This window comes from Bordetella sp. MIP270_01_BMS (assembly GCF_054958705.1).
Map to the genome: position 1 here is coordinate 3,691,609 of NZ_CM143297.1, position 25,034 is coordinate 3,716,642.

Consider the following 25,034-nt stretch of genomic DNA (forward strand, 5'->3'; position numbering starts at 1 on the left):
GCTGATTCAACCGATCGGAAATTCGAAATGACCACACCTAGGATGGGCAATGCCGCGAGTGCAACCGGTGAACCGTATTACCGGGCGACAGGAGACGAGACTCAGCTCTTCGAGCAAGCGTGGCACGATGGCATGCCCGTATTGATCAAGGGGCCGACCGGCTGCGGCAAGACGCGCTTCGTCCAGTACATGGCGTACCGCCTGGGTCTGCCCTTGTTCACGGTGGCTTGCCATGATGATCTCAGCGCCACGGACCTGGTCGGGCGCCACTTGATCGGTGCGAGCGGCACTTGGTGGCAGGACGGGCCATTGACACGCGCGGTGCGCGAGGGGGGAATCTGCTACCTGGACGAGATCGTCGAGGCGCGGCAGGACACCGCCGTTGTCCTTCATCCTCTTGCGGACGACCGGCGCGAGCTCTATATCGAACGCACGGGAGAGGTCTTGCAGGCACCGGCCGGTTTCATGCTGGTAGTGTCATACAACCCGGGGTACCAAAATCTTCTGAAAGGCATGAAGCCCAGCACACGGCAGCGGTTTGTCGCGCTACGGTTCGACTACCCAACCATTGCGGAAGAGCGAAGTATCGTGGCGGCGGAAGCGCACGTAGACGATCAGATAGCCGGCCGCCTGGTCGATCTCGGACAGGCGTTGCGGCGGCTCGAACAACATGATCTGGAAGAGGTGGCGTCTACACGGCTGTTGATCTTTGCGGCGCGCATGATTCGCGGAGGCATGGCGCCGCGCGACGCTTGCCGGGCATGCCTGGCTGAACCCCTGTCGGACGACCCGCAGACTGTCGCTGCATTGATGGAGGTCGTGGATGTGCACTTCGGCTGAGGCGGAGCGGGCTCCGGAACCCGCCGGCCGGTTGCCGGGCGACGTAGCGATGTGGCTGTTCATTCTGGCGGAACTCGCCGTATTCGGGATACTGATTCTGTCGTTCGTTGTGGCGCAGGCAATGCACCCTTCGCTGTTCCAGGCTGGGCGGCGGGTGCTGGACGGCTCAACGGGCATGGCGCTGACCGCCAGCCTGCTGACCTCTGGCTGGCTGGCCGCGTGTGCCTTGTCGCGCGCCCGAGAGCGTCGCCCTGGCGCGTCGACGCTGTTCGGACTGGCGTTGATCACGGCGGCCGGGTATTTGGGGCTGAAGCTGCGCGAGTACATGCACCTGGCCGTGGGCGGATGGAGCCTCGAGCACGATACGTTCTTCACGCTGTACTGGCTGCTGACGGGGTTTCATTTTTTGCACGTGCTGTTGGGTATGCTGATACTGGCTTGGCTGGCGTGGCGCTGTCGCGCCCTGGGGCATAGCTCCACCGACTTGACCGGACTGGAGTCGGGCGTTCTGTATTGGCACATGATCGATTTGGTCTGGGTAATTCTGTTCCCGGTGGTTTATCTGTTGGATTGATGATGAGCGACACACTACGCCTGGCGTGCCAATGGCTGGGCTTGATACTGCTGACGGTCGCATCGGTACACGCGGCAGACCTGTTGGTGCGGCAGGGCGCGCAGTTAGTGATGATCGGTCTCGCCCTGGCCAAGGCCTGGCTGATCATCGATGGATTCATGGAGCTACGTCATGGGCCACCCGCATGGCGGTGGCTGCTGATGGGTTGGCCGGTCATCATGGTGCTGGCGTTGTTGTGCGCCGGGTTTCTGCGGCCTGCCTGATCATCCTGATCGCACTGGGTGACAACTTTTTATTCTTGATTGCGGTCATGCGAACTGGTCACAGCCCCTTTCTAGAATGATGCCCACCTAAAGCCAACAGGGGCCATCATGCCAGAAACCTTTACCAAGGGTATGGCCAGGAATATCTATTTTGGGGGTAGCGTTTTCTTCATCCTGATATTCCTGGCCTTGACCTTCCATACCGAAGAACAATTTCCACAGCGCACCAACCAGGATCAGATGACCGAGGCCGTGGTACGCGGAAAATTGGTCTGGGAACAGAACAACTGCGTCGGTTGCCACACGATCCTGGGCGAGGGCGCGTACTTCGCCCCCGAGCTGGCCAACGTCTACGAGCGGCGCGGCGGCGACCAGGATTTCCATTCGTTCCTGCGCGCCTGGATGAGTGCCCAACCTTTGGGTGTGCCAGGACGCCGCGCCATGCCGCAGTTCAATCTCAGCGAACGGCAAGTGGACGACCTGGCCGAGTTCCTGAAATGGACGTCCAGGATCAACAATTACAACTGGCCTCCCAACCGCGAGGGTTGAACCATGAACGCCATCAATCCGCATCTCAAGTTCGCCTCGCAAGCCGTGGCGAAACCGTACTTTGTCTTTGCACTGATCCTGTTCGCAGGCCAGATACTGTTTGGCCTGGTCATGGGCCTGCAGTATGTGGTGGGAGACTTCCTGTTTCCTCTCATCCCCTTCAACGTGGCCCGCATGGTGCATACCAACCTGCTGATCGTATGGTTGCTGTTTGGCTTCATGGGCGCTGCGTATTATCTGATTCCCGAAGAATCTGACCACGAACTGCATAGCCCCAAGCTGGCATTGGTATTGTTCTGGGTGTTCGCCGCGGCCGGCGTCCTGACCATACTGGGCTATCTGCTGGTGCCGTATGCCGGGCTGGCTGCCATGACAGGCAACGACATGCTACCCACCATGGGCCGGGAGTTCCTGGAACAACCCACCATCACCAAGGCGGGTATCGTGGTGGTGGCGCTGGGTTTTCTGTATAACATCGGCATGACGATGCTCAAGGGCCGAAAGACCGCCATCAGCATGGTGATGATGACCGGCCTGATCGGCCTGGCGGTCTTGTTCCTGTTCTCGTTCTACAACCCCGAGAACCTTGCGCGTGACAAGTTCTATTGGTGGTGGGTGGTACATCTGTGGGTGGAAGGCGTATGGGAGCTGATCATGGGTTCCATGCTGGCCTTCGTACTGATCAAGATTACCGGTGTCGACCGCGAAGTCGTCGAGAAGTGGCTCTACGTCATTATCGGCATGGCGCTGATCACGGGCATTATCGGTACCGGCCATCATTACTTCTGGATCGGGGCTCCCGGTGTGTGGCTGTGGTTGGGTTCGATATTTTCCGCACTCGAGCCGCTACCCTTCTTCGCGATGGTGCTTTTTGCCTGGAACATGATGAAAAGGCGCCGCCGCCAGCACCCGAACCGCGCTGCGTCGTACTGGGCCATAGGCACGACCGTCACGGCTTTTCTTGGGGCCGGTGTATGGGGCTTCATTCATACTTTGGCGCCGGTGAATTACTACACGCATGGCACGCAACTGACCGCGGCACACGGCCACCTCGCATTCTACGGTGCATACGTCATGATCGTGCTCACCATGATTTCCTATGCCATGCCGCGCTTGAGAGGCCTTGGCGAGGCACCGCCAGAATCCGCGCAGCGCAAGGAACTATGGGGTTTCTGGCTCATGACCATATCTATGCTGGCCATTACGCTGCTGCTCACGGCCGCGGGACTGGTGCAGGTATGGCTGCAACGACTTCCAGCTGATGCAGGCGCCATGTCGTTCATGAACACCATGGAACAACTAGCCGTATTCTTCTGGCTGCGCCTGGGCGCGGGCGTGATGTTCATGTGGGGACTGGCCTGCTATCTGTCGAGTTTCCGTCAGCAAGGCCAGGCAGGGCCGCGGCCGGCCGTCTCGGGCGCGTAATGCGGCGCCCGTGAATGCTTCCTTCCCACACTGAAAGGACCTGCGCTTGGGTATCGAGCTTGAAGAGTGGGTGGGAGGCATTTGGCACCGGTTCATTACACGTCGGGCCGCCCGCGACTATCCTGAAGCCGGGGTGCATCTGGCCGACGTTCAACGGGGACTTTCGGTTCTATTTCGCGCGATGGGCGGCGAGGGGGGCATAGGGCTTGAAGTTGCGGACCGCCGCCGGTTGCTTACGCGTCGCAATGCGATGCAGAGATTGGCCGGAAGCGGGTCGGCGGAAGTGTTGGCCTGGCGTGATTCCGACACGCTGCGCTTGCCGCGACAACTTGCGGTATTTCCAGACCAGGCACTGAATGGCCAGCTGTACCGCTGGCTGGTGCTGATGGCGGCTCAGGCGCCTCGTATGCAGCACTGGGGCCGTGATAACCAAAGCTGGACGGTGGCACTGCTGAGTCGATTTCCGGCCCTGCGGCCACGTTATCGCGCCCTGGTGACGGCCCACCTCGCTATCCGGCCTGACCCGGCCGGTATGCGCGGGGCTGAGGCCGCCCTGGAACGGGCCGTGCGGCGGGCGCTGGATCAGCCGGGCAGCGTGACGGATTTTCCTCGTAGCGAGCGCGCACCTTGGCCCGTGCCCATGTGGCTGTACCCCCCGCAACGCGTCGGCGAGACCCAGCCGACGCAATCGGCTACGGACGACGGAGAGACGCGCGCATTGACGCACACGCATAGTGCGGCACGAAAGCGCGCCACCCGTGTGGACGACCATTCCGGCAAGGACGGCCTGCTGCTCATACGGCTTGAAAACCTGTTCAGCTGGTCCGAGCACGTGGACCTGGATCGGCGCGGCGATGACAGCGACGACCTGGACGCTGCGCGAGTGGCTGAAGACCTGGACGAACTGGCGGTCTCGCGCCGGCCCACCCGACGCAGCGGGGGGTTGAAGCTGGATCTCGATCTACCGCCGGCCGATGCTGATGATCAGCCACTTGGCGGGCCGCTCGCCTTGCCTGAATGGGATTATCGGCGCCAGCATCTGCTGGAAGATTTCGTTCAGGTGCAGGTAATGTCGCCACGCGCGTCGACGCCGGCTGCCTTGCCCCTGCGTCTGGCGCCGCTGGCACGGCGGCTGCGCCGCCAGTTCGAGCATTTGCGCAGCGAGCGGCAATGGCTGCGCCAGCAAGCTGTGGGCAGCGAACTCGACATACAGGCGTGGATAGACTTCCAGGTTGACCTGCAGCACGGCAATTGTGCCGAGCGGGGGTGGTTTCATGATCGACGCCAGACACGGCGCGATTTGTCTTGTCTGCTTCTGGCCGACATTTCGATGTCGACGGACGCCCACCTGGATGACCAGCACCGCGTCATCGATGTGATTGGCGACAGCCTGTTGTTATTCGGCGAGGCCTTGGCGGCGGTTGGCGACCGTTTCGCAATGTACGGATTTTCCTCGTTGCGGCGTCACCAGGTTCGTATGCTGGAATTGAAAGCTTTCGGCCAGCGTTATGGCGACGACACCCGCGGCCGGGTGCTGGCGTTACGTCCCGGGTATTACACGCGCATGGGCGCCGCCTTGCGCCATGCGACGCGTCTGCTGGCGTCGACGTCGAGCAGGCGAAAACTGCTCTTGTTGGTCACAGACGGCAAACCCAACGATCTCGACCGCTATGAAGGCCGTTATGGGGTGGAGGACACCCGTCAGGCAGTGATCGAAGCACGCCGCAAAGGGCTGATTCCTTTTTGTATAACCATCGATCGCGAGGCAGGGGCTTACCTGCCTTATATGTTCGGAGCGCATGGCTATACATTGATACGCCAACCGGAGCTATTGCCGTATCGCCTGCCGCAGTTGTACCGCCAGCTTACGCAGCCCTGACGCGCCCGTAGTCAGAGGGGATTTCTTGGCAGCCAATAGATCATGACGATGCAGAACACGGCCAGTGCGACGCAGAACCACCGGAATCGGCGCAGGCGACGCCGTTGCACCAGGGCGGCGAGTGCCGGCAGCGGCATGCCGCAGTGTGTGCAATGCTGCGTGGAGTGGGGCGAGTTGTGCCGACAGTAGAGGCATTCTGACATGGCGGGCGACTGGAGACGGAGCAACTATTCGAAGGTTTCCAGACGCTGGCTGTTTAGCACGCAGATGTGGTTGCCTTGCTGCGTGATGATGTTTTCATCGATCAGGCGGCGGATGATGCGAGAGAAGGTCTCGGGCTGGATGGAGAGGTGCCCCGCGACGAGGCGTTTGGCCATGGGAAGATCGAAGTTGTCGATACCGGGCCGGCGCGCCAACTGTGTCAACAGATAACGCACTACGCGGTGGGTGGCGTTTTTCAGGGACAGTGTTTCGATTTCGTTGATGCGCTGATGCAGCCGTATGCAGAGCTTGCCCAGCAATGCGAAAGTCAGTGGGCTGTTGTTGCGCAACAGTTCCATGTAGGTGTTGTTGGAAAACCGGTAGAGCTGCGAGGGGGCGATGGCCTGGGCCGAGGCGACGTAATCGGGCGTGTCCATCAGCATCATGGCTTCGGCGAAGGTTTGCCGGCCGCCGATGACGTCGAAGACCTTTTCCTGGCCGTCGGGCGTGACGCGGTAGATCTTGACGGTACCAGAGATCACGAAATAGAACGCGTGGGCCGGCTCGCCCTGGTGGAACAGTTTTTCGCCCTTGTCGATATTGAGCAGCCGTGCCGTTTGTAGCAGGGTATCGAGCTGGGCTTCGCTCAGGGGCTCGAACAAGTGATGACTGCGGAGGATCTGATGGTGGACGCGATGAAGCTGCATGGTGTGGATGGGCATCGGGCCGGAGCCCGCCTCAAGTGGAAACCGGCAGCGCCGGGAAGCTGACCCCCGGCACCACATGGTAGAGAATGTCTTGCTCGCCCAGCGCTTGCAGCAGGGCATGTCCCTGCAAGAGTGCTGCGTCGCCCGGCACCAGCAGAGCGACCCGCCTGCCTGCACGGGCAAGACCGGCCAATTGTTCGCTGTCGCACGAGTAGGGCTCGCCCTGGCAGTGGCGCAGCGGAATGCGATCGGCGTCGCGGCGGCACAGTTCGACCATGGCGGGCGAGACGGCGGGCGTGCACAGTACGACCTCGGCCTGCTGCATGAGACGCAGGGCGCGGAAGGTGAGCAGGTCGGGGTCGCCCGGACCAGTGCCGATAAGGTAGATCTCGCCATGGCTGGGGGCTGGGGCGGCACGCAGCTGGTCTTCGAGCAGGCGCCGGGCCCGGGTGGCGCCGCCGGCGAATATGGCTTCGGCTATCGGGCCCTGGAATACGCGTTCCCAGAACACTCGGCGTTGCCGTACGTCGGGCAGCCAGCATTGCACCCGAACGCGGAACTGGCGTGCCAGTTCGGCCAACTGGCCGTAGTGGGACGGCAACCAGGTTTCGATCTTGGCCCGCACAAGGCGCGCCAGCACCGGCGCGTGTCCGCCGCTGCTGATGGCCACGACGAGCGGGGAGCGGTCGACCACCGCAGGAAAGATGGCGCTGCACAGCGTGGGTGAATCGACCACGTTGACCGGTATGCCGCGCGCCTGCGCGTGCGCCGAGATGCTGGCATTCAATGAGGGCTGATCGGTGGCGGCGATGACCAGGGCCACGTCGTGGAGGTCGGCTTCGGTGTATTTGCGTGGATGCAGTTCCGCCGCGAGCGTGGGCAGTTCGGGATGCAGGCACGGGGCCACGATGCGCAGGCGTGCACCGGCGGCATGCACCAGGCGCGCCTTGCGCAGCGCCACTTCGCCGCCTCCGACGATGAGGACGGTGCGGCCTTGCAAGAAATGAAAAAGCGGAAGGAATTGCATGCGGGCCAGAGTACGCGCATCGGACTGCCGGCCGGTGTGGCCGTACAGGGCGCGCATCGCGTGCCAGTTTACGGGCCGCCCCATGCAAAACGCCCGCGGACTGCGCGGGCGTTTTGCGAATGATCAAGCGAATCAGAAAACTGTATCAGGGTGACGGGTGGGCCAATGTCTCGGCAAACTGGGGTACCGAGGCCAGGAACATCTTTACCAGGTAATCAGCGCCGTGGTCGCCGATGCCGCCATAGGCATTGACGTCCATTTCAAGCACGGCCTGATTGTCGGTGTCGAGATAGGCGCGCGTCCAGCGGTTATTGGTGTTCCAGTCATTCAGGCGGCGCAGCGATATGGGCTGTGCCGACGCAAAGCTGGCACGGAGCAACAGGTCGGCACAGCTGCTGTCGATGTCGCAGTCATGGAACTTGATACGCAGGCTGGTGGCGCCGGAATCGCCCGGTTCAATCTCGATGACGGGGTTTCCGCCCGGGGCCGTGGTGGTTTGGTAGTTGTAGCCAGCCTCGTCCAGGATCTGGCCCGTCAGGTCCGGGTCGAGCGAGCTCAACAGATTGCTGCCTGATTCTTGATAGTCGTCGTCAAGTCCGCCGACCAGGTTCCCCAGCAGATCTTCCACGGGAACCGGGTTGCCGTTCAGGGTGGCGGCACCATCGGCATACAGGAAGGTGCTGACCAGATTGTCGCCGTCGTTCTGGCCCAGACCCAGCATTTCGGCCATGCCTGCGGCCGCGCGGATCTGCTCATCGGCTTCGCCAGCGGCCTGCGTGGCGTCGAGACCTTGTGTCTGCAACACCTGGGCGATGATGTCCTGGGCCATGGGCTTGGATACGACCAGTTTGACATTGAGCGACTTGATGGCCTGCTGGATCAGGGTCCGGGGATCGTCGGCAGTGGGCGTGTCTGCGCCGAGTGCGGCAGGCTGGGTGAGGTCGAGATTGAGCGTGAGCGTGCTTTCGCCTTTGGCGGTTTTCCAGGTGACCGGGTCAAGCTGCAGGGTGGGATTGCCAGCCAGCATCTGGCGGCCTGCCAGCAGCAGGGCCTGTTGCCGCTCTGGCGTCAGGGCCTCGGATGGCGTGCCATCGGGCCCGATGTCGGTAAAGACTTCGTTATAGAGCCTGGAAATTTCGGCCATGGCCTGGCCGTCCAGACGATTCAGCTTGATGACGGCCTGCGCCTGGCCGAAATGTCGATCGTTGACGTCGACTTGGCCCACCTGGTAGCGCATCTCCAGGTTCAGATTCTTGCCGGTTTCGGCGAGGCTGGCGGAATAGCCGAGCGACTGGAGGACGACGGTGGTATCCGTGTCCAGGTCTTCGATGCGCAATTGCTGGATCTGAGCGTCGGTGTTGCCGATGCCGAAGCCAAACTGGCCTTGCCGGCTGTCCAGGCTGAGAGAGATGCCGTTCGCGTTTATCTTGGCCGGCCGTTCACCCTGGCTCGCGTCGAGCGCGACCCGGTCGATGTTGATGTGGCCAGTGGAACTGCGGGAAGATTGGGTGTAGGCGCCTTGCGCCTGCGCGCCGCTGAACGAGAACGTCATGCCATCTTTGCTGATCTCGATGGGCGATATTTCTGCCGTTCCGGTCGTGTCGCCGTTGTAGGAAACGATTGTGTCGCTCTTGAAGGGCGATTCGCCTTTGGTCAGGTCGAACAGCGGCTTTACGTCGTCGCTGGCGGCGAGTTCGGCATGCACGAAGGCCAGTTTGGGCAGCCATTGCCCTCGGGCCAGGGCGCCCCGAGCAAATGGGCCGTGCTGGATGTGCGAGACGAACTCTGCTGCGCCTTCGGGAAGGTCTTCTGGCGCGTCGGCTGTCTTGGTGAGCGCGACGGCGTATCGGGCGTGGCTGGAGAAGAAATGCCTTTGGTATGCGGTCTGGCGGATTTCGAGTCCGAAGCTCATGCCGGCCATGGCGTCGGCAAGCTTCTGGTTGACTTCCGCCAGCCGTGCGGGCGATTCGGCCTCGATGCGTTTGCCGGTGTACCAGGTGGCGCCCAGCCAACCTACCACCGCCACCACCACAACCCCCGCCGTGATCCCCACTGCCTTTTTCATCGTACCGTCCAACTTTCGTTTGAATGCGGCCTGGCAAGCCCCGCGGCGGGCCAGGCTAGGGCGATCGCCCGCGGCGAGTATACCGATGCGGCCGGCAGGCAGGGTTCCAGTGGCGTTACCAGACGTTTCCGCTGCGGTGCTTACATGGAATCCAGGGGGTAGATGGGACGGCGCACGTGCCGGAATTCCAGTTGTGCATAGTCTGACGTAGTGACGCCTTCGCCGGTGCAGGCGATGATTTCGGTAGCCATCTCGGAAAATCCCGCCCGCCAGTGCACGCGGCTCTTCAGGGCAACGTAGCGCTTTTGCAGTGGGTCGATGCCGGCGGACAACAGGCAGTTGATATCAAAGGGTTCCTGGTGGCGGGACACGATGACGATCTGAACGCGCCCCGTGTCGAACACGACCGTGAGTCCGGTGTCGTTGCGTACGCCGCGATACATGGGGCCACGGTTCAGGTAGACGCCGTCGAACGCCAGCTTTACCCGGCCCGTCACGCTCAGCGGCTTGCTTTGTTGCTTGAGGGCGGGCATGGGCACTTTGCCGCCCAGGCTCAAGGTGATTTCCGAGCCGACCCCGGCGGCTGCCGCCTGTTGTGCGGCCTCGGGGTCGCACAGGGCATAGAAGGCGACGTTGTCGAGTTCCTGGCGCAAAATTTCCGCCAACACGGCGGTGGTGTCCATGGTGCCGCCCGAGCCGGTATTGTCAAAATGGTCCAGCAGGATGACGGGACCCTGTTCGATCGTCTTGGCGCGCGCGATGGCGGGCTCCAGGGGTTCGCAATGGAACACCCACTGCTCGCGGCCTTGCCAGGCGGCGTCGAGCAGTTCGTCGCGATAGCGTTCGGCAGAGGCCAGGTCGTCGTCGGTGCAGATGACGGCGCTCAGTCCGGCTTCGCGAATGTCGGCATGCGGGAACCCCACGAAGACCGATGCGGCAAGCACGCCTTGTGATTCGAGCTGGCGGCAACGGTCCTGGAGCGATTTGTTGGGATCGGCATGGGTGCCCTGGCACATGATGTGGGGCAGCATGGGTTTGTTGGCCCAGGTCATGACGGGCCGAATTTCGCCTTTCAGGGTGCGCACGATGACGTCGGCCGCGCGCACGCCGCTGTCGCGAATGTCGACGTGCGGGTAGGTATGGAAGCCGGTGACCACGGTGGCGTGGCGGACGATGTCGTCGTAAATGTTGGCGTGCATGTCCAACGTGACTGCGACAGGGGTGTGCGGGTCGATTTCGCGCAGGCGACTGAGCAGAGTGCCTTCGGCGTCTTCGATGCCCTGTGCCACCATTGCCCCGTGCAGGTCGAGCAAAATGGCGTCGTAGCCGCCGCGTCTGACTTCATCGAGCACCAGCGCGCAGAGAAGCTCGTAGGTGTTCGCATCGGTGGGAGCGCTGGGCCACGATTCGGCTGCCACTGGCACGACGATGTCGGCCCCTTCGCGGCGGGCGACCTCGATGTAACCGCCGAGGCCGCTATCGGTGTTTTCATAGGCGCGAATGGCGCGCTCGCCCGCGAGGATCTCAGGGCTGCCGCGGAAGAAGCGTTCAAGCGGCGTCGCCACCGGGGAGAACGTGTTGGTTTCGTGCTTGATCATTGCCAGCAGCCAGCGCATGCTCGTGCTCCAGGAAGGGTTATGAAGGGTACGGGGATGGTGTGATGCGCTCGAGGCGCGCTCGGGTCGCTCGGAGCGGGGAGAGGTTGATCTGAAGTCGTCGCGCTCGGGCTGTCGTGCTTGGATCGGCGTGCTTGGGGCGGCGTGCTTGGGCCGTCGCGGGTCGTTCGGGGTGGCGTGTCCGGCGTACGTGCGTCGGGCTCGGGCACATGCAGGCGCCCTCGGCCTGCTGCGCAGGCTGCCCCGCCGCCCAACACGCCGGCCCCGCCACCCCGAACGCCTCGCGACTCGGTTCGTAGGCTGGGGACGCGTGGGTGCTTTGGGCTGTGACGGCTGGGTTGTCTCGGGTCGCTCGGGGCGGGGAGAGGTTGATCCGAAGTGGTAGTGCGAGGTCGTCGCGCTTGGGCTGTCGTGCTTGGGTCGGCGTGCTTGGGGCGTCGCGGGTCGTTCGGGGTGGCGTGTCCGGCGTACGTGCGTCGGGCTCGGGCACATGCAGGCGCCCTCGGCCTGCTGCGCAGGCTGCCCCGCCGCCCAACACGCCGGCCCCGCCACCCCGAACGCCTCGCGACTCGGTTCGTAGGCTGGGGATGCGTGGATGCGATGGGATGACGCGTGATGAGGCGGTGTGTGGCTGCCTGTGTTGGACCTTGCAGAGGTGAGCACTGCGGTAAGCACTGCGGTGAGCACTGCAGCGGCGGGCTGGGCAGGGCGCTGCCGCGGGGTGGGGCGAGGATGATCTGCAGCGGTGGTCTGTGCGGCTGGCGCGGCTGCCGTGTTGGCGGTTTGCTCGCGCCGTCCCGGATGTGGGAGGCGCCTACGAGGGCCCTGGGTCATGCGGCGAGGGGCCTGAAGTTGCGGAAGTCCCATCCGCGGCCGGGGGCGGCGTCGATGAGGGCACGGGTGTAGTCGTGCGAGGGTTGGGTGAGGACGACTTCGGCGGCTCCGGTTTCGACTACCACGCCGCGTTGCATCACCATGATGGTGTCGCAGATCTGTGCGGCGACGCGCAGGTCATGTGTGATGAACAGGACGCCTACGCCGGTACGCTGGCGGATCTGTTCGAGCAGCTCCAGCACTTGGGCTTGCACCGAGACGTCGAGGGCGGAGACGGCTTCGTCGGCGACAAGAACTTCCGGTTCCATCACGAGCGCCCGCGCGATGCAGAGGCGTTGCCGCTGTCCGCCTGAGAACTGGTGGGGATAGCGCTCCATGACTTCGGCGCCCATGCCGACGACGCGCAGTGTTTCGACCGCGCGTTCGAGCGCGTGCGTGCGCGAGGTGCCGAAATTGAGCAGGCCTTCGATGATGGACTCGCCCACTTTGCGGCGCGGGTTGAGCGACCGGTAGGGATCCTGGAAGACGATCTGGATGCGGCGGCGTACTGGCCTGAGTGCAGCGCCTGACAGCGTGGAAATATCGTCGTTGCCGATCAGCATGGAGCCCGTGGTGGGTTCGATCAGGCGCAGGATGCATCGCGCCACGGTGGATTTGCCGGAGCCGGATTCGCCCACGATTCCGAGGATTTCGCCCTTGCGCAATACCAGGTTGACGTCGTTGGCGGCCTGCACCGAGCGCGCGCCTCGGCTCCAGAAGGAGCGCTTTTCGGTGTAGGTACGGCCCAGGCCGCGTACCTTGAGGACGGGGTCGCCGGCGGGGGCGTCGCGCTGTACGGGGACGAGGCTGGGCACGGAAGAGACGAGACGGCGGGTGTAGCTTTGCTGCGGGCGTGCGAGGATGTCGTCGCGCGTGCCGCTTTCGATGAGGTCGCCGCGATTCATGACCACGATGCGGTCGGCGATTTCGGCGACCACGCCGAAGTCGTGGGTGATGAACAGGACGGCGGTCTGGTGCTTGACCTGCAGCTCCTTGATGAGCGCGAGTATCTGCTTTTGCGTGGTTACGTCGAGGGCGGTGGTGGGTTCGTCGGCGATGAGCAGCCGCGGTTCGAGGATGAGCGCCATGGCGATGACGATGCGCTGGCGCTGTCCGCCCGACAGTTGGTGGGGGTAGGAGTCGTAAATGCGCTCGACGTCGGGCAAGTGGACGGAGCGGAACATGTCGAGCACCTTGGTGCGCCGCTGCGCGCCTGACATGCGGCGATGCAGACGCAGGACTTCGTCGACCTGACGGCCGACCGTGTGCACGGGGTTGAGTGCGGTCATGGGTTCCTGGAAAACCATGGCCATGCGCGTGGCGCGCAGTTCGCGCAAACGGCGCGGCGTTGCCGTGAGGACGTCTTCGCCCTCGACGCGTACAGTGCCGCTGGGCTTCAGCACGCCAGGCGGCAGCAGGCCCATTACCGCCAGCGAGGTGACGGATTTGCCGGAGCCGGATTCGCCGACTACGCAGACGGTTTCTCCCGCGTGGACGTCGAGACTGAGATTGCGCACGACTCGGTTGCCGGCGCCAGCGACTTCGACCGACAGGTTGCGGATGGCCAGTACGGCGTCGGTGGTGTCGCCAGGCGGAGGATGGGGAACATAGGACATGGCGTCAGATCCTTCGTACCATCTTGGGATCGAGCGCGTCGCGCAGCGCATCGCCCAGGATATTGACGCTGAGTACCGTCAGCGACAGGAAGAGCCCGGGAAAGAGGATCAACCCGGGCAGCATTCGGAAATACATGCGGCCTTCGGACATGATGTTGCCCCAGGAAGGGATTTCGGGCGGGATGCCTGCGCCGAGGAAGCTGAGGATGGCCTCGGTAAGCATGGCCGAGGCGAAAACGTAGGTGCCCTGCACGGTGAGGGGCGCGACCGTGCTGGGTACCATGTGGCGCCACAGCAGCAGAGGCAGCGGCGTGCCCAGGGCCAGCGCGGCCTCGACGTAGGGCTCGCCTCGCACGCTGAGGATCTGTCCGCGCACCAGCCGCACGACTCGCGGAATTTCCGGGATGGTGATGGCCACCAGTACGGTGGTCAGGCTGGCGCCGGTGACCGACACCAGCGCGATAGCAAGCAGGATGCCGGGAATCGCCATGATGGCGTCCATGACCCGCATGATGATTCCGTCGAGCGAGCGGAACCAGCCGGCGATCAGGCCGATGACCAGGCCCGCCAGCACGCTGATGAGCGCCGCGCCCAGGCCGGCGATCAGCGATATGCGGGCGCCATAGACCACACGCGACCAGATGTCGCGTCCGAATGCGTCGGTGCCGAGCAGATATCCGCTGAATGGGGGTTTGAGGCGATTGCCCGGATCGATGGCGGTGGGATTGACCGTGCCCACCCATGGAGCCAGCAGCGCCGCGGCGACGATGAGCAGCAGCACGATCAGGGCGAGCAGCACGGGCCAGCTTTTCAGGCCATGGCGAACGCGGCGCCAGGCTGTCGTGCGCGGATCGGCGACGGGCGCGTCGGCGGCTTGTGCGATGGCGTCGGATTGCAGGGCCATGGTCAGTACCTGATGCGCGGGTCGAACAGCGTGTAGGCGCAATCGACGAGCAGATTGATGAAGACGTATACGAAGGCGAAAAACAGGGTGAGCCCCTGAATGACGGGGTAGTCGCGCGCCAGTACGGCTTCGACCACCAGGCGTCCCAGTCCCGGGATGTTGAACACGGATTCGGTGACCACCACGCCGCTGATCAACAGCGCGATGCCGACGCCCACGACGGTTGCGATGGGCACCGCCGCGTTGCGCAATGCATGCCCGAGCAGCACGCCGGTTTCGCCCAGGCCCTTGGCGCGCGCGGTGCGGATGAAATCTTCGCCCATGACTTCGATGACGCTGGTGCGCGTGATGCGGGCAATCAGGGCCACGTAAATGGTGGACAAGGCCAGCGACGGCAGGATGAGGCGGTGCAGGAAGGGCCAGAATCCCGCGGACAAGGGTGTGTAGCCCTGCACTTTGAACCAGTCGAGCTCGATGGCGAAGGCCCAGATGAGCAGGTAGCCCGTGACGAATACCGGCACCGAGAAACCCAGCACGGAGAAGCCCATGACGATGCGGTCGAGCAAGCGACCCTGGCGCCAGGCCGCCAGGATTCCCAGCGGGATGGCCACTACCAGGGTGAACAACAGGGTCAGTACCGCCAGGCTGAGCGATGGCTCGAGCCGCTGGCTGATCAGTTGCCGCACCGGCACTCCGGACATCAGCGAGGTGCCGATGTCGCCCTGCACCAACCTGCCTGCCCACAGGAAGAATTGCTTGAACAGGGGTTGATCGAGGCCCATCACCTGTCGGATCTGGGCAATGCGCTCGGGGGTGGCGGCGTCGCCCGCCATGATGACCGCCGGATCGCCCGGGCTGAGGCGCAGAATGGCGAACACCACGACGGCCACCAGGATGAGAACGGGTATGGTGGCCAGCAGGCGGCGCAGGATGAAAGCCAGCATGGGCGGTGTTCCTAGGGCGCTTTCTTGACGTTCCAGAACGCCATGATGGGGGCGTGCACGAGGTCGCTGAGCTTGACCGAGTACGCCGTGGGAACCGACATCTGGCCCAGCGGCACATACAGGCCTTCTTCAATGCCGATGCGCTGTACTTCGTCGGCGATCTTCTTTTGCTCGGCTTCGTCGGAGGTCAGGGCGAACTTGGTGCGCAGGGCCTCGATCTCGGGGAACTCCGGCCAGCCGAACCAGGCGCCGTCGCCGTTGGCCGACGCGGGCGCCGAGCGGACGGGATCCATGATGTCAGTGGCGTACCAATTGGTGTTGTGGATGTTCCAGCCGCCTGCGTCCGGCGCCGCTTTCGAGGCGCGGCGAGTGGCGACCGTCTGCCAGTCCATGGCGGCGAGGTTCACGTTGAAGCCAGCCTTGCGCAGCGCCTGTGCCATGACGACTGGTTGCGGGCTGAGGGTGCCGACGTCGGTGGCATGCATCACCAGTATGGGCGTGTTGTCGTAGCCGGCTTCTTTCAGCAGCGCTTGCGCTTTCTCGATGTTGGGAGGCACGACCACATCTTTGCCGATGTCGGTTTCAAACGGTGTGCCGCAACCCCACAGCGAGGCGCAGGTCTGGTAGTAGTCGGGATTTCCGACCAGGGCCTTCATGACGTCTTCCTGGCCGACCGCATACATGGCGGCCTGGCGGATCTTCTTGTTGTCGAAGGGGGGATACTTGAAGTTGAAGCGGTACATCGTGAAGTAGCCCACCGGACTGAGCGACTCGACCTTGAAGTCGGAATTGCCGTCGAGCATGGGCAGCAGGTCGTACGGGAACTGCTCGACGTAGTCGATCTCGCCGCTCATCAGCGCGTTTGCGGTGGTGAGCGCGTCGGGCATGACGTTCCACACGACTTTGTCGATGTTGACGACCTTGCCGCCGGCCAGCGCGCTGGCCGGTTCTTTGCGCGGGACGTAGTCGGGGTTCTTGACATAGACGGTGGTGACGCCGGGCTTGAATTCCGTGACCTTGAAGGGGCCCGAGCCGGTCATGTCGGTGATGGGGGTGCCGACGGGGACTTCAGCGACGCGCTTGGGCATCATGAAGGCGGCCGTGCCCGTGGGCTTGGACAGCGCCCGCAGTGCCAGGTCGGTGGGTTCGGTCATGACGATGCGGAACGTGTTGTCGTCGACCACGTCGATGCTGGACACGAATTTCAGCAGTGTGCGGCCCATGCCGTCGCCGGCCGCCCAGCGCTTGATGGACGCGACGCAGTCTTCTGCCTTGACCGGTTGCCCGTCGTGCCACTTCAGGCCTTCGCGCAGGGTCATGGTGTACGTCTTGCCGTCTTCGGAGACATCCCACTTTTCGAGCATCTGCGGCTGCACCTTGTTATTGGCGTCGGTGGCAAGCAGGGTGTCGTAGATCATGTAGCCGTGCCACGTCGTGATATAGGCGGTGGTGGCATGCGGGTCGGTGAGACGCAGCGGCGAATGCATGACTGCGCTGATCACGGTTTCTGCGTGGACGCCACCCGCCGCCAGGAGCGTGGCGCCGGCCAGGGCGGCCGCACGGACTAGCTTCAACATGGAGATTCCCCTTTTCGGTTGTTGGGACGGCGGTGGATTCCGCCGGGATCGCAGGCCCGCCGCCGTGGCGGCGGAACGAGTCACGCAGTGGCGGTGCGACTGGAAAATTCCGGGCCGCAAGGTGCCATTCTGATGCCGTGCCGCAGGCGTGTCCATGGCTGCTGGGCGGCATCCATCAACATGGAGCCCGGCGCCGCGCAGACCAGGATCGTATGGGCAATATCGGTAAAGTCAGCGCGGAAATGTGCCGAGCTTTTCACGACCAGGATGGCCTGGCGGGTGGGTTCGATACCCACGAAGCGGAACATTTCCTGGTCAGCCATCTGAACCTTGGTCGACGCGACCACGATGCGCACCCCGTCGATGCGCAGGCAGGCGCTGGGGCCGAGGTCCATGTGGAAACCGCGATAGAACGCGCCATGGGTATCGAACCGTCCGTCGGAAATCTTTTCGACCAGGTATTCGGCTTCGAGGGGCAGGTCATCGGGAATACCCGAGTGCCCGCCCAGTGCGATCCTGACCGTGTTGCCGGCGCCGGCGCGGTGGGCGGCCAGCGCCGCCTGTTCGTCCACGATCAGGCCGATGGCCGCATCGGGAGTTCGATGGCGCAGCAGCGCGCGCAGCAGGCCTGTGGTGTCGGAGCTGCCCCCCGCGCCCGGGTTGTCTTGCACGTCTGCAATGACGACCGGTTTGACGGCGTTGCGCGCCAGGTCCAGCGCACTTTGTACGGCCTCGTCGGGAGTGAGGATTTTGCCGCCGAAGTCTGCCTCGGCGTTGAGAACCGCGCGGGCCATCGCGTCGGCGGCGGCGTCCGCATCGGCCTGGGTATCGCTGTATGCCCAGACCGTGGGGGCGCATTCCGGAAAGTCCGCGGCCGGGAAGCCCGTGGCAAATGAGAGGCTGATCGTGGTTTCGCGCGCTTCCAGGTCTTCGAGCCGCTTGTACAGGCTGCGCGCGGGTTCAATGTCGGTGGACTGCCAGCAAAGCGAGATCAGATATGGAATGCTGCGCAAAGCCACGTAGGGCCGGGGCATCCCGTGCAGGCGGCGGTCGAGCAATTGCGCGGCGCGACGTCCGGTCTCGGCCATATCGATGTGCGGGTACGTGCGATAGCAGACCAGGCTGTCGGCGTGCGCCACCATGGCGCGAGTGACATTGGCATGCAGGTCGAGGCTGGCGACGATGGGGGTGGCCGGGCCGACCAGCACGCGCACCCGGCGCAGCAGTTCGCCTTCGCCGTCGTCGAGATGTTCGGCCACCATGGCGCCATGCAGGTCGAGATAGACCGCGTCCAGCGGCAGGGCCTGGCTGAGGCCGTCGAGAATCATTGCACTGATGCGCTCGTAAGCATCGCGCGTGACCGGTCCGGAAGGGCTGGCGGCCGTCCAGGTGGTGGGCACCAGCGTGTGCTCGCGCATGGCATCGATGAAACCCGCTATGGGAATGTTGGCGCCGGCAACCGCATCGAAGATGGCGGGCCCTGATACCAGTTTGGGCCACCCGCCGCCTTTGTCGGCGAATTCTTCCCAAGTGGCACGCGAGGGCGCGAAAGTGTTGGTTTCGTGCTGGAACCCGCCTATCCCGATGCGCATCGATGAATCCTTTCTGAGGCTTGCGTACGCGTGGATGTGTATGGATAGGGCGATTCTGCTGAAGATTTCCAGGTTGGGCAATAAGGCGATGCCCGCACTCGCCCCGCGGTGCGTTGTCCGCCCCAAGACGCGATGAGAGCGGGCGGCGGCCAATACCGGCAGCCAGTGACGCGGCCGCCGCCTCGCGAACCGCACGGCTCTACCCGCTGGGGCCGGGCGTCGTAAATTATTACGTGAGTGTGTGCAGATGTAGGCCGGAATGCCGGCCGATGCCAGCCGGCCGGTGCCCTGCGCTCAGGCCTCAAGGGCGCGAAGGGGCGCAGGCATAAGATGGACGCAAGCCGGGCGCGGGGCAGGACGTGCCGCGCGTTGGCGGCGTCAGATGTTCGCCCCTGTGCGGGCGCGGATGAGCGCGCGGCCGTGCTCATCCGCGATGGTGGGAGGCCGGATTATTTGGCCACGGGCATGGTGAACTCAGCGCCCTTGGCAATGCTGTCGGGCCAGCGCTGCATCACGCTCTTGTAGCGGGTGTAGAAGCGCACGCCTTCTTCACCGTAGGCGTGATGGTCGCCGAACAGCGAGCGTTTCCAGCCACCGAACGAATGCCAGGCCATGGGCACGGGGATGGGCACGTTGATGCCGACCATGCCGACCTTGATCTGCCGCGCGAAAGCGCGTGCAATGCCGCCATCGGACGTGAAGCAGGCGACACCATTGCCGAATTCGTGTGCGTTGATCAGCTCGACCGCGGCAGCGAAATCGGGCACCCGCACGACGCAGAGCACCGGCCCGAAGATCTCTTCGCGGTAGATGTTCATTTGCGGCGTCACGTGATCGAACAGCGTGCCGCCCAGGAAGAACCCGGTGTCGGCGATGTGCCGCTCGCGCCCGTCGACCACCAGCGTTGCACCCGCCGCAGCGCCATCTTCGATGTAGCCCACCACTTTGGCACGATGCTGTGCGGTGACCAGCGGGCCCATCTCGGCGTCGGATTCCATGCCGTTCTTGATGACGAGCGAGAGCACGCGCGGCGCGAGCCGCTCGATCAGCGTGTCGGCCACGTCGCCCACCGCAACGGCGACCGAGATCGCCATGCAACGTTCACCGGCGGAACCGTATGCCGCGCCGATCAGGGCATCGGTGACCTGGTCGAGATCGGCGTCGGGCATGACCACCATGTGGTTCTTTGCCCCGCCCAGCGCCTGGACGCGCTTGCCGCGCCGCGTGCCTTCGGAGTAGATATATTCGGCGATAGGCGTGGATCCCACGAAGGACAGGGCTTCGACATCCGGGTGGGCAATAAGCGCGTCGACCGCCTGCTTGTCGCCTTGCACCACGTTGAATACGCCGTCCGGCAGCCCGGCTTCTTTCAGTAGCTCGGCCAGGCGCAGAGATACGGAGGGATCGCGTTCGGAGGGCTTGAGCACGAACGTGTTGCCGCAGGCCAGGGCTACGGGGAACATCCAGCACGGCACCATCATGGGGAAGTTGAACGGCGTGATGCCGGCCACCACGCCCAATGGTTGGCGCAGGCTCCAGTTGTCGATGCCGCCGCCGATCTGGTCGGTATATTGGCCCTTGAGCAGTTGCGGGGCAGCGCAGGCGAATTCGACGACCTCGATGCCGCGCACGACCTCGCCCTTGGCGTCGGAGAACACTTTGCCGTGCTCAGCGGTGATGAGCGCCGCGAGTTCGTCCTGGTGCTGGTCGAGCAGCGCCTTGAAGTTGAACAGGATGCGTGAGCGCTTCAGAGCCGGGGTTTCGGACCAGGCGGGGAAGGCGGCGCGCGCGGCGGCGACCGCCGCATCGACGTCTTCGGCCGACGCCAGCGCGATCGAGCTCGTGACCTGGCCGGTGGCCGGGTTGTAGCCTTCGGCGTAGCGGCCGCTGCGGCCTTCGTAGGGTTGGCCGCCAATAAAGTGAGAGAGCTTCTTCATGAGATCAGGCGATTTCCTTCAGTACCTTGCCGATCGACTGGAACATTTCCTCGATCTGCGATTCTTCAATAATGAGCGGCGGCGAGACCGCCAGCGTGTCGCCCGTGTAGCGCACCATCAGGCCGTTGTCGAAACACTTCTGGAAAGCTTCTGCCGCACGCGCGCCCGGCGCATCTTTACGAGGCGCCAGCTCGATCCCGGCAACCAGCCCGATGTTGCGGACGTCGATGACGTTCGGCGCGTTCTGCAGCGCGTGGGCGGCGGCCTCGAACTTCGGGCTCAGCTGCAGGGCACGTGCGAAAAGTTCTTCGCGGCGGTAGATGTCCAGCGTGGCCAGGATGGCCGCGGTGGCCAGCGGGTGCGCCGAGTAGGTGTACCCGTGGAAGAACTCGATGCCGCCCGGCGCGCCATTGACGATGGCGTCGTGCACATCGCGCTTGACGGCCACCGCGCCAGCGGGCACGGCGGCGTTGCTGATGCCCTTGGCCATGGTGATGAGATCGGGCGTGACGCCGAAGTATTCGCTGGCCGTGGCCGCGCCCAGGCGGCCGTAGCCGGTGATGACCTCATCGAAAATCAGCAGGATGCCGTATTTGGCGGTGATCTCGCGCAGGCGCTCCAGGTAGCCTTTGGGTGGCACCAGCACGCCGGTCGAGCCGGCCATGGGCTCGACGATGACGGCCGCGATGGTCGAGGGGTCGTGCAGGGCGACGATGCGTTCCAGTTCATCGGCCAAGTGCGCGCCCCAGGCGGGCTGGCCCTTCGAGAACGCGTTGTGCTCTAGGCTGTGCGTGTGGGGCAGGTGATCGACGGCGGGCAGCAGGGCGCCCGAAAACGTCTTGCGGTTGGGCGAGATGCCGCCTACCGAGATGCCGCCAAAGCCCACGCCGTGATAACCGCGCTCGCGGCCGATCAACCGCGTGCGTTGCGCATCACCGCGCGCGCGGTGGTAGGCCAGGGCGATCTTCAGCGCGGTGTCGACCGATTCCGAGCCGGAGTTGGTGAAGAAAATCCGGTCCAGCCCTTCGGGCATGAGTCCGGCCACGGCCGAGGCGGCTTCGAAACCCTGCGGGTGTCCCAACTGGAACCCGGGTGCGTAATCGAGCGTGCCGGCCTGGCTGGCAATGGCCTGCACGATTTCGTCGCGGCAGTGGCCCGCATTGACACACCAGAGTCCCGAGGTGCCGTCGAGGATCTGGCGGCCGTCGCTCGACGTGTAATACATGCCTTTGGCGTCGGCCAGCATGCGAGGCTGGGACTTGAAATTTCGGTTGGCGGTAAACGGCATCCACAAATGTGAAAGGTCGGGCAGGCCGGTGCGGGCGTTCATGGGTGGGACTCCAGAAAGGACCTGCGCGTGCCCGTGACCTGTACAACAGCGGGCGGCAACGATGGCAGGATTAAGCGCATTCTCTCCCTTTGGCCCCCGCCTGGAAATATACGATCAACGTAAATTAGGCTGACTGTACTGGTATATTCGGAAGAACTGTATTGATAGCCCACGCTTATGTTCTGCGATGCTCGATTTCCAACCCAACCGATCCCGAACGCAGGCCCCGTCACTGGTCGACCAGATCGTCGATGCCTATGTGAGAGCCATTGAAGGGCAATGGCTCAGGCCGGGCATGGCAGTGCCGTCGGTGCGCGAATTCGCCCGCACCTACCAGATCAGTACCTTTACTGTGGCAGGGGCCTACAGCCGGCTGGTGGGGCAGGGGTGGCTCACCTCGCGGCCCGGGGCGGGATATCGCATCGCCGCCAAGGCCAGCCCGGCGGATACCGCGGCGGCGCCGTGGGAGCCCCCGCGCCTGAGCGCAGGCTGGCTGCTTTCGGATATCTATGCGGACCACTCCATGCCCATCAAGTCGGGCTGTGGATGGTTGCCCGGCGAATGGCTGAATGAAGAAGGGCTGCACCAGGCGTTGCGGCACCTGGGGCGTGTGCCCGCCCTGCGCATTGCCGGTTACGGACACCCCTATGGCCATGCGCCGCTGCGTGAAACCGTGGCGGCGTCGCTGGCGAGCCACGGCCTGCAGGTCGCGGCCGACCAAGTGGTGCTGACCCAGGGCGTGACTCATGGTCTCGACCTCGTCATACGCACCTTGCTGCGACCCGGCGACACCGTGGCCGTCGAACAGCCTTGCTATGCAAACCTGCTGCCGTTGCTGCGCCTGGCCGGCCTGCGCGTGGTCAGCGTCCCTCGCACGCCCGACGGGCTTGATGCCGAGGCATTGCAGCGCCTGGCGGCGCAGCACCGCCCGCGCGCACTGTTCATCAATACCGTGTTGCAGAACCCGTCCGGCTCGGTGATGAGCATGGCCAATGCGTTCCGCGTGCTGCAGGCGGCGCAGCAGCACGACTTCTGGATCGTCGAAGACGACATTTCTCGTGAGCTGACGTCGGGCGTGGCGCCCATGCTCGCGGCCCTGGATGGGGCCCAGCGTGTGGTGTACCTGGGAGGCTATTCGAAGGTGATCAGCCCCTCGGTGCGTGTCGGATATGTGGTGGCGCACCGCGACCTGATGCGCGATATTGCACGCACGAAAATGGCGGTGGGCCTGACGTCGCCCGAGATCATGGAGCGCGTGGTGCATCAGGTCATCCGCGAAGGCCGCTACCGCGCCCATATCGCCCGCACACGTGAGCGTCTGGCGCAGGCGCATGCAGTGGTGGCAGGGCACATGGACGATCTGGGCATGCGGGTGTGGACGCGGCCGCAGGCGGGGTTGTTCTTGTGGGCGAGCCTGCCGGGCACGGCGTCCGGCGCCAATGGCCTGGCCGAGCTGGCGCTGAAGGACGGCATATGGCTGGCGCCGGGGTCGTATTTCGATACGGATGAGGCGGATGTGCCCTGGATACGCTTCAATGTCGCGTATTCACAGGGCCCAGAACTTTGGAAGTTCCTGCGCGGCGTCGCTCGGCCCGGCTAGTCGCGCGTCAGGCGCGGCGCTCGTATACGACGAAATCGTAGGTGTAGCCGTTTTCTTCGGATTGCGGCTGGCGCGAGGCTTCGTGCCAGGCGAACGCAGGCAGGTAGGGAAAGAACGCGTCGCCTTCGACTTGCGCATGCACCTCGGTGGCAACGATGCGCGAGGCCAGGGACAGCGCCTGTGCATAGATCTGGGCGCCGCCGATGACATAGACGTCGGGGGCCTGGCCGCAGGCATCGATGGCGGCGGCCAGCGTGGCCACCACCTGCGCGCCCGGGGCCGCGTACTGGGCATTGCGGCTGACGACCACATTGGTGCGGCCGGGCAGGGGGCGCCCGAGCGATTCCCAGGTTTTGCGCCCCATGATGATGGGGCTGCCCATCGTGGTGCGCTTGAAGTGTGCCAGGTCGCCGGGTAGCTTCCAGGGCAGCGCGTTGTCGCGTCCGATGACGCGGTTTTCGGAATAGGCCACCACCAGGGTAAGGCGCGGAGAGGCGGTCATGGAACTGTGCGGGCAGAGGTGGACAGTGGCGCTCAGACCGCCATGGGCGCGGTCAGCGCAGGATGGTGCTGGTAGCCTTCGAGCGCGAAATCGGTGGGCTCGACCTGCTCCAGCCATTCGGGCTGGTATCGGCCCGTGGCTGCATAGTCGGGGATACGGTCGGACAGCACCAGGCGGGGCGCGGCCAGGGGTTCGCGCGTCAGCTGCTCGCGCAGCATAGGCAGGTGGTTTTCATAGATGTGTGCATCGCCTATGAAATACGAGAACCAGCGAGGCTTGTAGCCCGTCAGCCTGCCCACCAGATGCAGCAGTGCCGCGCCTTCGGTAAGGTTGAACGGCGTGCCCAGCCCGACGTCGTTGGACCGGATGTACAGGCACAACGAAATTTCGCGGGTGCCGGCATTGGGCAGGAACTGGTAGAGCAAATGGCAGGGCGGCAGCGCCATTTCTTCGATCTGCGCCCAGTTCCACCCATGGAACAGAATGCGCCGGTCTTGCGGCGTGTGGTGAATGGCGTCCAGGCATTGGCGCAGCTGGTCTACCGCCTTGTACATCAGTACGTGCGGCACGCCGTTCTCTTCGAGTTCGGCAACCTGCGCGTAGCCGCGCGCCAGCGCATCGCGGACCTGTGCCGCGTTGGCTTGAGGCAGCAGTTTGTAGGCTGGCCAGTTGCGCCACTGCACGCCGTACACCGGGCCCAGGTCGTCCGGGCCTTCACGATAGGGGTTGGCGAGCCATGCGGCGTTCTCGTTGGCGTTCTGGTCCCAGACCTTGCAGCCGAGCGCTCGGAAGTCGGCGGCGCTGCGCGCGCCGCGCAGAAAACCGACCAATTCGCCCACGGCCGATTTGAAGGCCAGCTTTTTCGTGGTGACTGCAGGGAACCCCTGCTGCAGATCGAAGCGCAGGGCGGCGCCTGGCAGCGAAAGCGTGCGGATGCCGGTGCGATTTTCTTGCCACGAACCGTGGTCGATGATGGATTGGACTAGCGAGAGGTATTGTTTCATGGCAATGCG

The 25,034-nt window shown here is 64.1% G+C and carries 20 protein-coding genes; 7 read left to right on the forward strand and 13 right to left on the reverse strand.

All coding sequences use genetic code 11. The annotated features are described in order from the left end of the window. Positions 1–27: 27 nt before the first annotated feature. From ACV17W_RS17370 to ACV17W_RS17395, 6 genes are all read left to right on the forward strand, one after another. Entirely contained in the window at positions 28–840 is an 813-nt protein-coding gene (locus ACV17W_RS17370; protein ID WP_462593591.1) for an AAA family ATPase, read from the forward strand. Continuing rightward, complete coding sequence (locus ACV17W_RS17375; protein ID WP_462593592.1) at positions 824–1,414, forward strand: cytochrome c oxidase subunit 3; 591 nt, start codon at positions 824–826, stop codon at positions 1,412–1,414. Before ACV17W_RS17370 ends, ACV17W_RS17375 begins: the two co-directional genes overlap by 17 nt. A gap of 2 nt (positions 1,415–1,416) precedes the next feature. Further along, positions 1,417–1,677: a cytochrome C oxidase subunit IV family protein gene (locus ACV17W_RS17380; RefSeq protein ID WP_462593593.1), complete on the forward strand. Its 261-nt coding sequence runs from the start codon at positions 1,417–1,419 to the stop codon at positions 1,675–1,677. Between the two features lie 108 nt (positions 1,678–1,785). Beyond that, on the forward strand, positions 1,786–2,226 hold the full coding sequence (locus ACV17W_RS17385) for a c-type cytochrome (RefSeq protein WP_462593594.1): 441 nt from the start codon (positions 1,786–1,788) through the stop codon (positions 2,224–2,226). Positions 2,227–2,229: 3 nt separating this feature from the next. Further along, positions 2,230–3,651 carry a cbb3-type cytochrome c oxidase subunit I gene (locus ACV17W_RS17390; protein ID WP_462593595.1) on the forward strand — a complete coding sequence of 474 codons (1,422 nt, stop codon included), beginning with the start codon at positions 2,230–2,232 and terminating at the stop codon, positions 3,649–3,651. Between the two features lie 250 nt (positions 3,652–3,901). Next, positions 3,902–5,530 (forward strand): nitric oxide reductase activation protein NorD, encoded by a 1,629-nt coding sequence (locus ACV17W_RS17395; protein ID WP_462593597.1) that lies wholly within the window; start codon positions 3,902–3,904, stop codon positions 5,528–5,530. 227 nt (positions 5,531–5,757) lie between these two features. Here ACV17W_RS17395 and ACV17W_RS17400 read toward each other — a convergent pair whose 3' ends face one another. The 11 genes from ACV17W_RS17400 to aptA all read right to left on the reverse strand — a co-directional run bounded on the left by ACV17W_RS17400 (position 5,758) and on the right by aptA (position 21,919). Beyond that, positions 5,758–6,393: a Crp/Fnr family transcriptional regulator gene (locus ACV17W_RS17400; protein ID WP_462593598.1), complete on the reverse strand. Its 636-nt coding sequence runs from the start codon at positions 6,391–6,393 to the stop codon at positions 5,758–5,760. Positions 6,394–6,469: 76 nt separating this feature from the next. Continuing rightward, complete coding sequence (locus tag ACV17W_RS17405) at positions 6,470–7,549, reverse strand: NAD(P)-dependent oxidoreductase (RefSeq protein WP_462593599.1); 1,080 nt, start codon at positions 7,547–7,549, stop codon at positions 6,470–6,472. 61 nt (positions 7,550–7,610) lie between these two features. After that, a complete protein-coding gene (locus tag ACV17W_RS17410) occupies positions 7,611–9,530 on the reverse strand; it encodes a DUF945 family protein (protein ID WP_462593600.1) in 1,920 nt (639 codons plus the stop codon). A gap of 140 nt (positions 9,531–9,670) precedes the next feature. After that, positions 9,671–11,146, reverse strand: a complete 1,476-nt coding sequence (locus ACV17W_RS17415; RefSeq protein ID WP_462593601.1) for a M81 family metallopeptidase — start codon at positions 11,144–11,146, stop codon at positions 9,671–9,673. An 830-nt stretch (positions 11,147–11,976) separates the two neighbouring features. After that, positions 11,977–13,635, reverse strand: coding sequence for an ABC transporter ATP-binding protein (locus ACV17W_RS17420; protein ID WP_462593602.1), 1,659 nt, complete (start codon positions 13,633–13,635; stop codon positions 11,977–11,979). 4 nt (positions 13,636–13,639) lie between these two features. Continuing rightward, the gene (locus tag ACV17W_RS17425) at positions 13,640–14,539 is read right to left on the reverse strand and encodes an ABC transporter permease (RefSeq protein ID WP_462593604.1); all 900 of its coding nucleotides are present in this window, start codon (positions 14,537–14,539) and stop codon (positions 13,640–13,642) included. A 2-nt stretch (positions 14,540–14,541) separates the two neighbouring features. Next, positions 14,542–15,483 (reverse strand): ABC transporter permease, encoded by a 942-nt coding sequence (locus ACV17W_RS17430; protein ID WP_462593606.1) that lies wholly within the window; start codon positions 15,481–15,483, stop codon positions 14,542–14,544. Between the two features lie 11 nt (positions 15,484–15,494). Beyond that, positions 15,495–17,060 carry an ABC transporter substrate-binding protein gene (locus ACV17W_RS17435; protein WP_462593607.1) on the reverse strand — a complete coding sequence of 522 codons (1,566 nt, stop codon included), beginning with the start codon at positions 17,058–17,060 and terminating at the stop codon, positions 15,495–15,497. Positions 17,061–17,140: 80 nt separating this feature from the next. Continuing rightward, a complete protein-coding gene (locus ACV17W_RS17440) occupies positions 17,141–18,652 on the reverse strand; it encodes a M81 family metallopeptidase (RefSeq protein ID WP_462593608.1) in 1,512 nt (503 codons plus the stop codon). Between the two features lie 449 nt (positions 18,653–19,101). Beyond that, on the reverse strand, positions 19,102–20,589 hold the full coding sequence (locus ACV17W_RS17445; protein WP_462593609.1) for a CoA-acylating methylmalonate-semialdehyde dehydrogenase: 1,488 nt from the start codon (positions 20,587–20,589) through the stop codon (positions 19,102–19,104). A gap of 4 nt (positions 20,590–20,593) precedes the next feature. Next, complete coding sequence (gene aptA, locus ACV17W_RS17450; RefSeq protein ID WP_462593610.1) at positions 20,594–21,919, reverse strand: omega-aminotransferase AptA; 1,326 nt, start codon at positions 21,917–21,919, stop codon at positions 20,594–20,596. Positions 21,920–22,106: 187 nt separating this feature from the next. Between aptA and ACV17W_RS17455 the strand changes: the two genes are divergently transcribed. Continuing rightward, positions 22,107–23,519, forward strand: coding sequence for an aminotransferase-like domain-containing protein (locus ACV17W_RS17455; RefSeq protein WP_462593611.1), 1,413 nt, complete (start codon positions 22,107–22,109; stop codon positions 23,517–23,519). A gap of 7 nt (positions 23,520–23,526) precedes the next feature. On the opposite strand, the gene ACV17W_RS17460 is transcribed toward ACV17W_RS17455, so the two are convergent. Together ACV17W_RS17460 and ACV17W_RS17465 are read right to left on the reverse strand one after the other, a co-directional pair. Next, complete coding sequence (locus tag ACV17W_RS17460) at positions 23,527–24,021, reverse strand: dihydrofolate reductase (RefSeq protein WP_462593612.1); 495 nt, start codon at positions 24,019–24,021, stop codon at positions 23,527–23,529. 32 nt (positions 24,022–24,053) lie between these two features. Then, positions 24,054–25,025 carry a thymidylate synthase gene (locus ACV17W_RS17465; RefSeq protein WP_462593613.1) on the reverse strand — a complete coding sequence of 324 codons (972 nt, stop codon included), beginning with the start codon at positions 25,023–25,025 and terminating at the stop codon, positions 24,054–24,056. Positions 25,026–25,034: the final 9 nt, after the last annotated feature.

Coding starts and splice junctions, on each gene's coding strand:
- ACV17W_RS17370 (WP_462593591.1), top strand. CDS start 28: ATGACCACACCTAGGATGGGCAATGCCGCGAGTGCAACCGGTGAACCG.
- ACV17W_RS17375 (WP_462593592.1), top strand. CDS start 824: ATGTGCACTTCGGCTGAGGCGGAGCGGGCTCCGGAACCCGCCGGCCGG.
- ACV17W_RS17380 (WP_462593593.1), top strand. CDS start 1,417: ATGAGCGACACACTACGCCTGGCGTGCCAATGGCTGGGCTTGATACTG.
- ACV17W_RS17385 (WP_462593594.1), top strand. CDS start 1,786: ATGCCAGAAACCTTTACCAAGGGTATGGCCAGGAATATCTATTTTGGG.
- ACV17W_RS17390 (WP_462593595.1), top strand. CDS start 2,230: ATGAACGCCATCAATCCGCATCTCAAGTTCGCCTCGCAAGCCGTGGCG.
- ACV17W_RS17395 (WP_462593597.1), top strand. CDS start 3,902: ATGCAGAGATTGGCCGGAAGCGGGTCGGCGGAAGTGTTGGCCTGGCGT.
- ACV17W_RS17405 (WP_462593599.1), bottom strand. CDS start 7,549: ATGGGGCGGCCCGTAAACTGGCACGCGATGCGCGCCCTGTACGGCCAC.
- ACV17W_RS17410 (WP_462593600.1), bottom strand. CDS start 9,530: ATGAAAAAGGCAGTGGGGATCACGGCGGGGGTTGTGGTGGTGGCGGTG.
- ACV17W_RS17415 (WP_462593601.1), bottom strand. CDS start 11,146: ATGCGCTGGCTGCTGGCAATGATCAAGCACGAAACCAACACGTTCTCC.
- ACV17W_RS17420 (WP_462593602.1), bottom strand. CDS start 13,635: ATGTCCTATGTTCCCCATCCTCCGCCTGGCGACACCACCGACGCCGTA.
- ACV17W_RS17425 (WP_462593604.1), bottom strand. CDS start 14,539: ATGGCCCTGCAATCCGACGCCATCGCACAAGCCGCCGACGCGCCCGTC.
- ACV17W_RS17430 (WP_462593606.1), bottom strand. CDS start 15,483: ATGCTGGCTTTCATCCTGCGCCGCCTGCTGGCCACCATACCCGTTCTC.
- ACV17W_RS17435 (WP_462593607.1), bottom strand. CDS start 17,060: ATGTTGAAGCTAGTCCGTGCGGCCGCCCTGGCCGGCGCCACGCTCCTG.
- ACV17W_RS17440 (WP_462593608.1), bottom strand. CDS start 18,652: ATGCGCATCGGGATAGGCGGGTTCCAGCACGAAACCAACACTTTCGCG.
- ACV17W_RS17445 (WP_462593609.1), bottom strand. CDS start 20,589: ATGAAGAAGCTCTCTCACTTTATTGGCGGCCAACCCTACGAAGGCCGC.
- aptA (WP_462593610.1), bottom strand. CDS start 21,919: ATGAACGCCCGCACCGGCCTGCCCGACCTTTCACATTTGTGGATGCCG.
- ACV17W_RS17455 (WP_462593611.1), top strand. CDS start 22,107: ATGCTCGATTTCCAACCCAACCGATCCCGAACGCAGGCCCCGTCACTG.
- ACV17W_RS17460 (WP_462593612.1), bottom strand. CDS start 24,021: ATGACCGCCTCTCCGCGCCTTACCCTGGTGGTGGCCTATTCCGAAAAC.
- ACV17W_RS17465 (WP_462593613.1), bottom strand. CDS start 25,025: ATGAAACAATACCTCTCGCTAGTCCAATCCATCATCGACCACGGTTCG.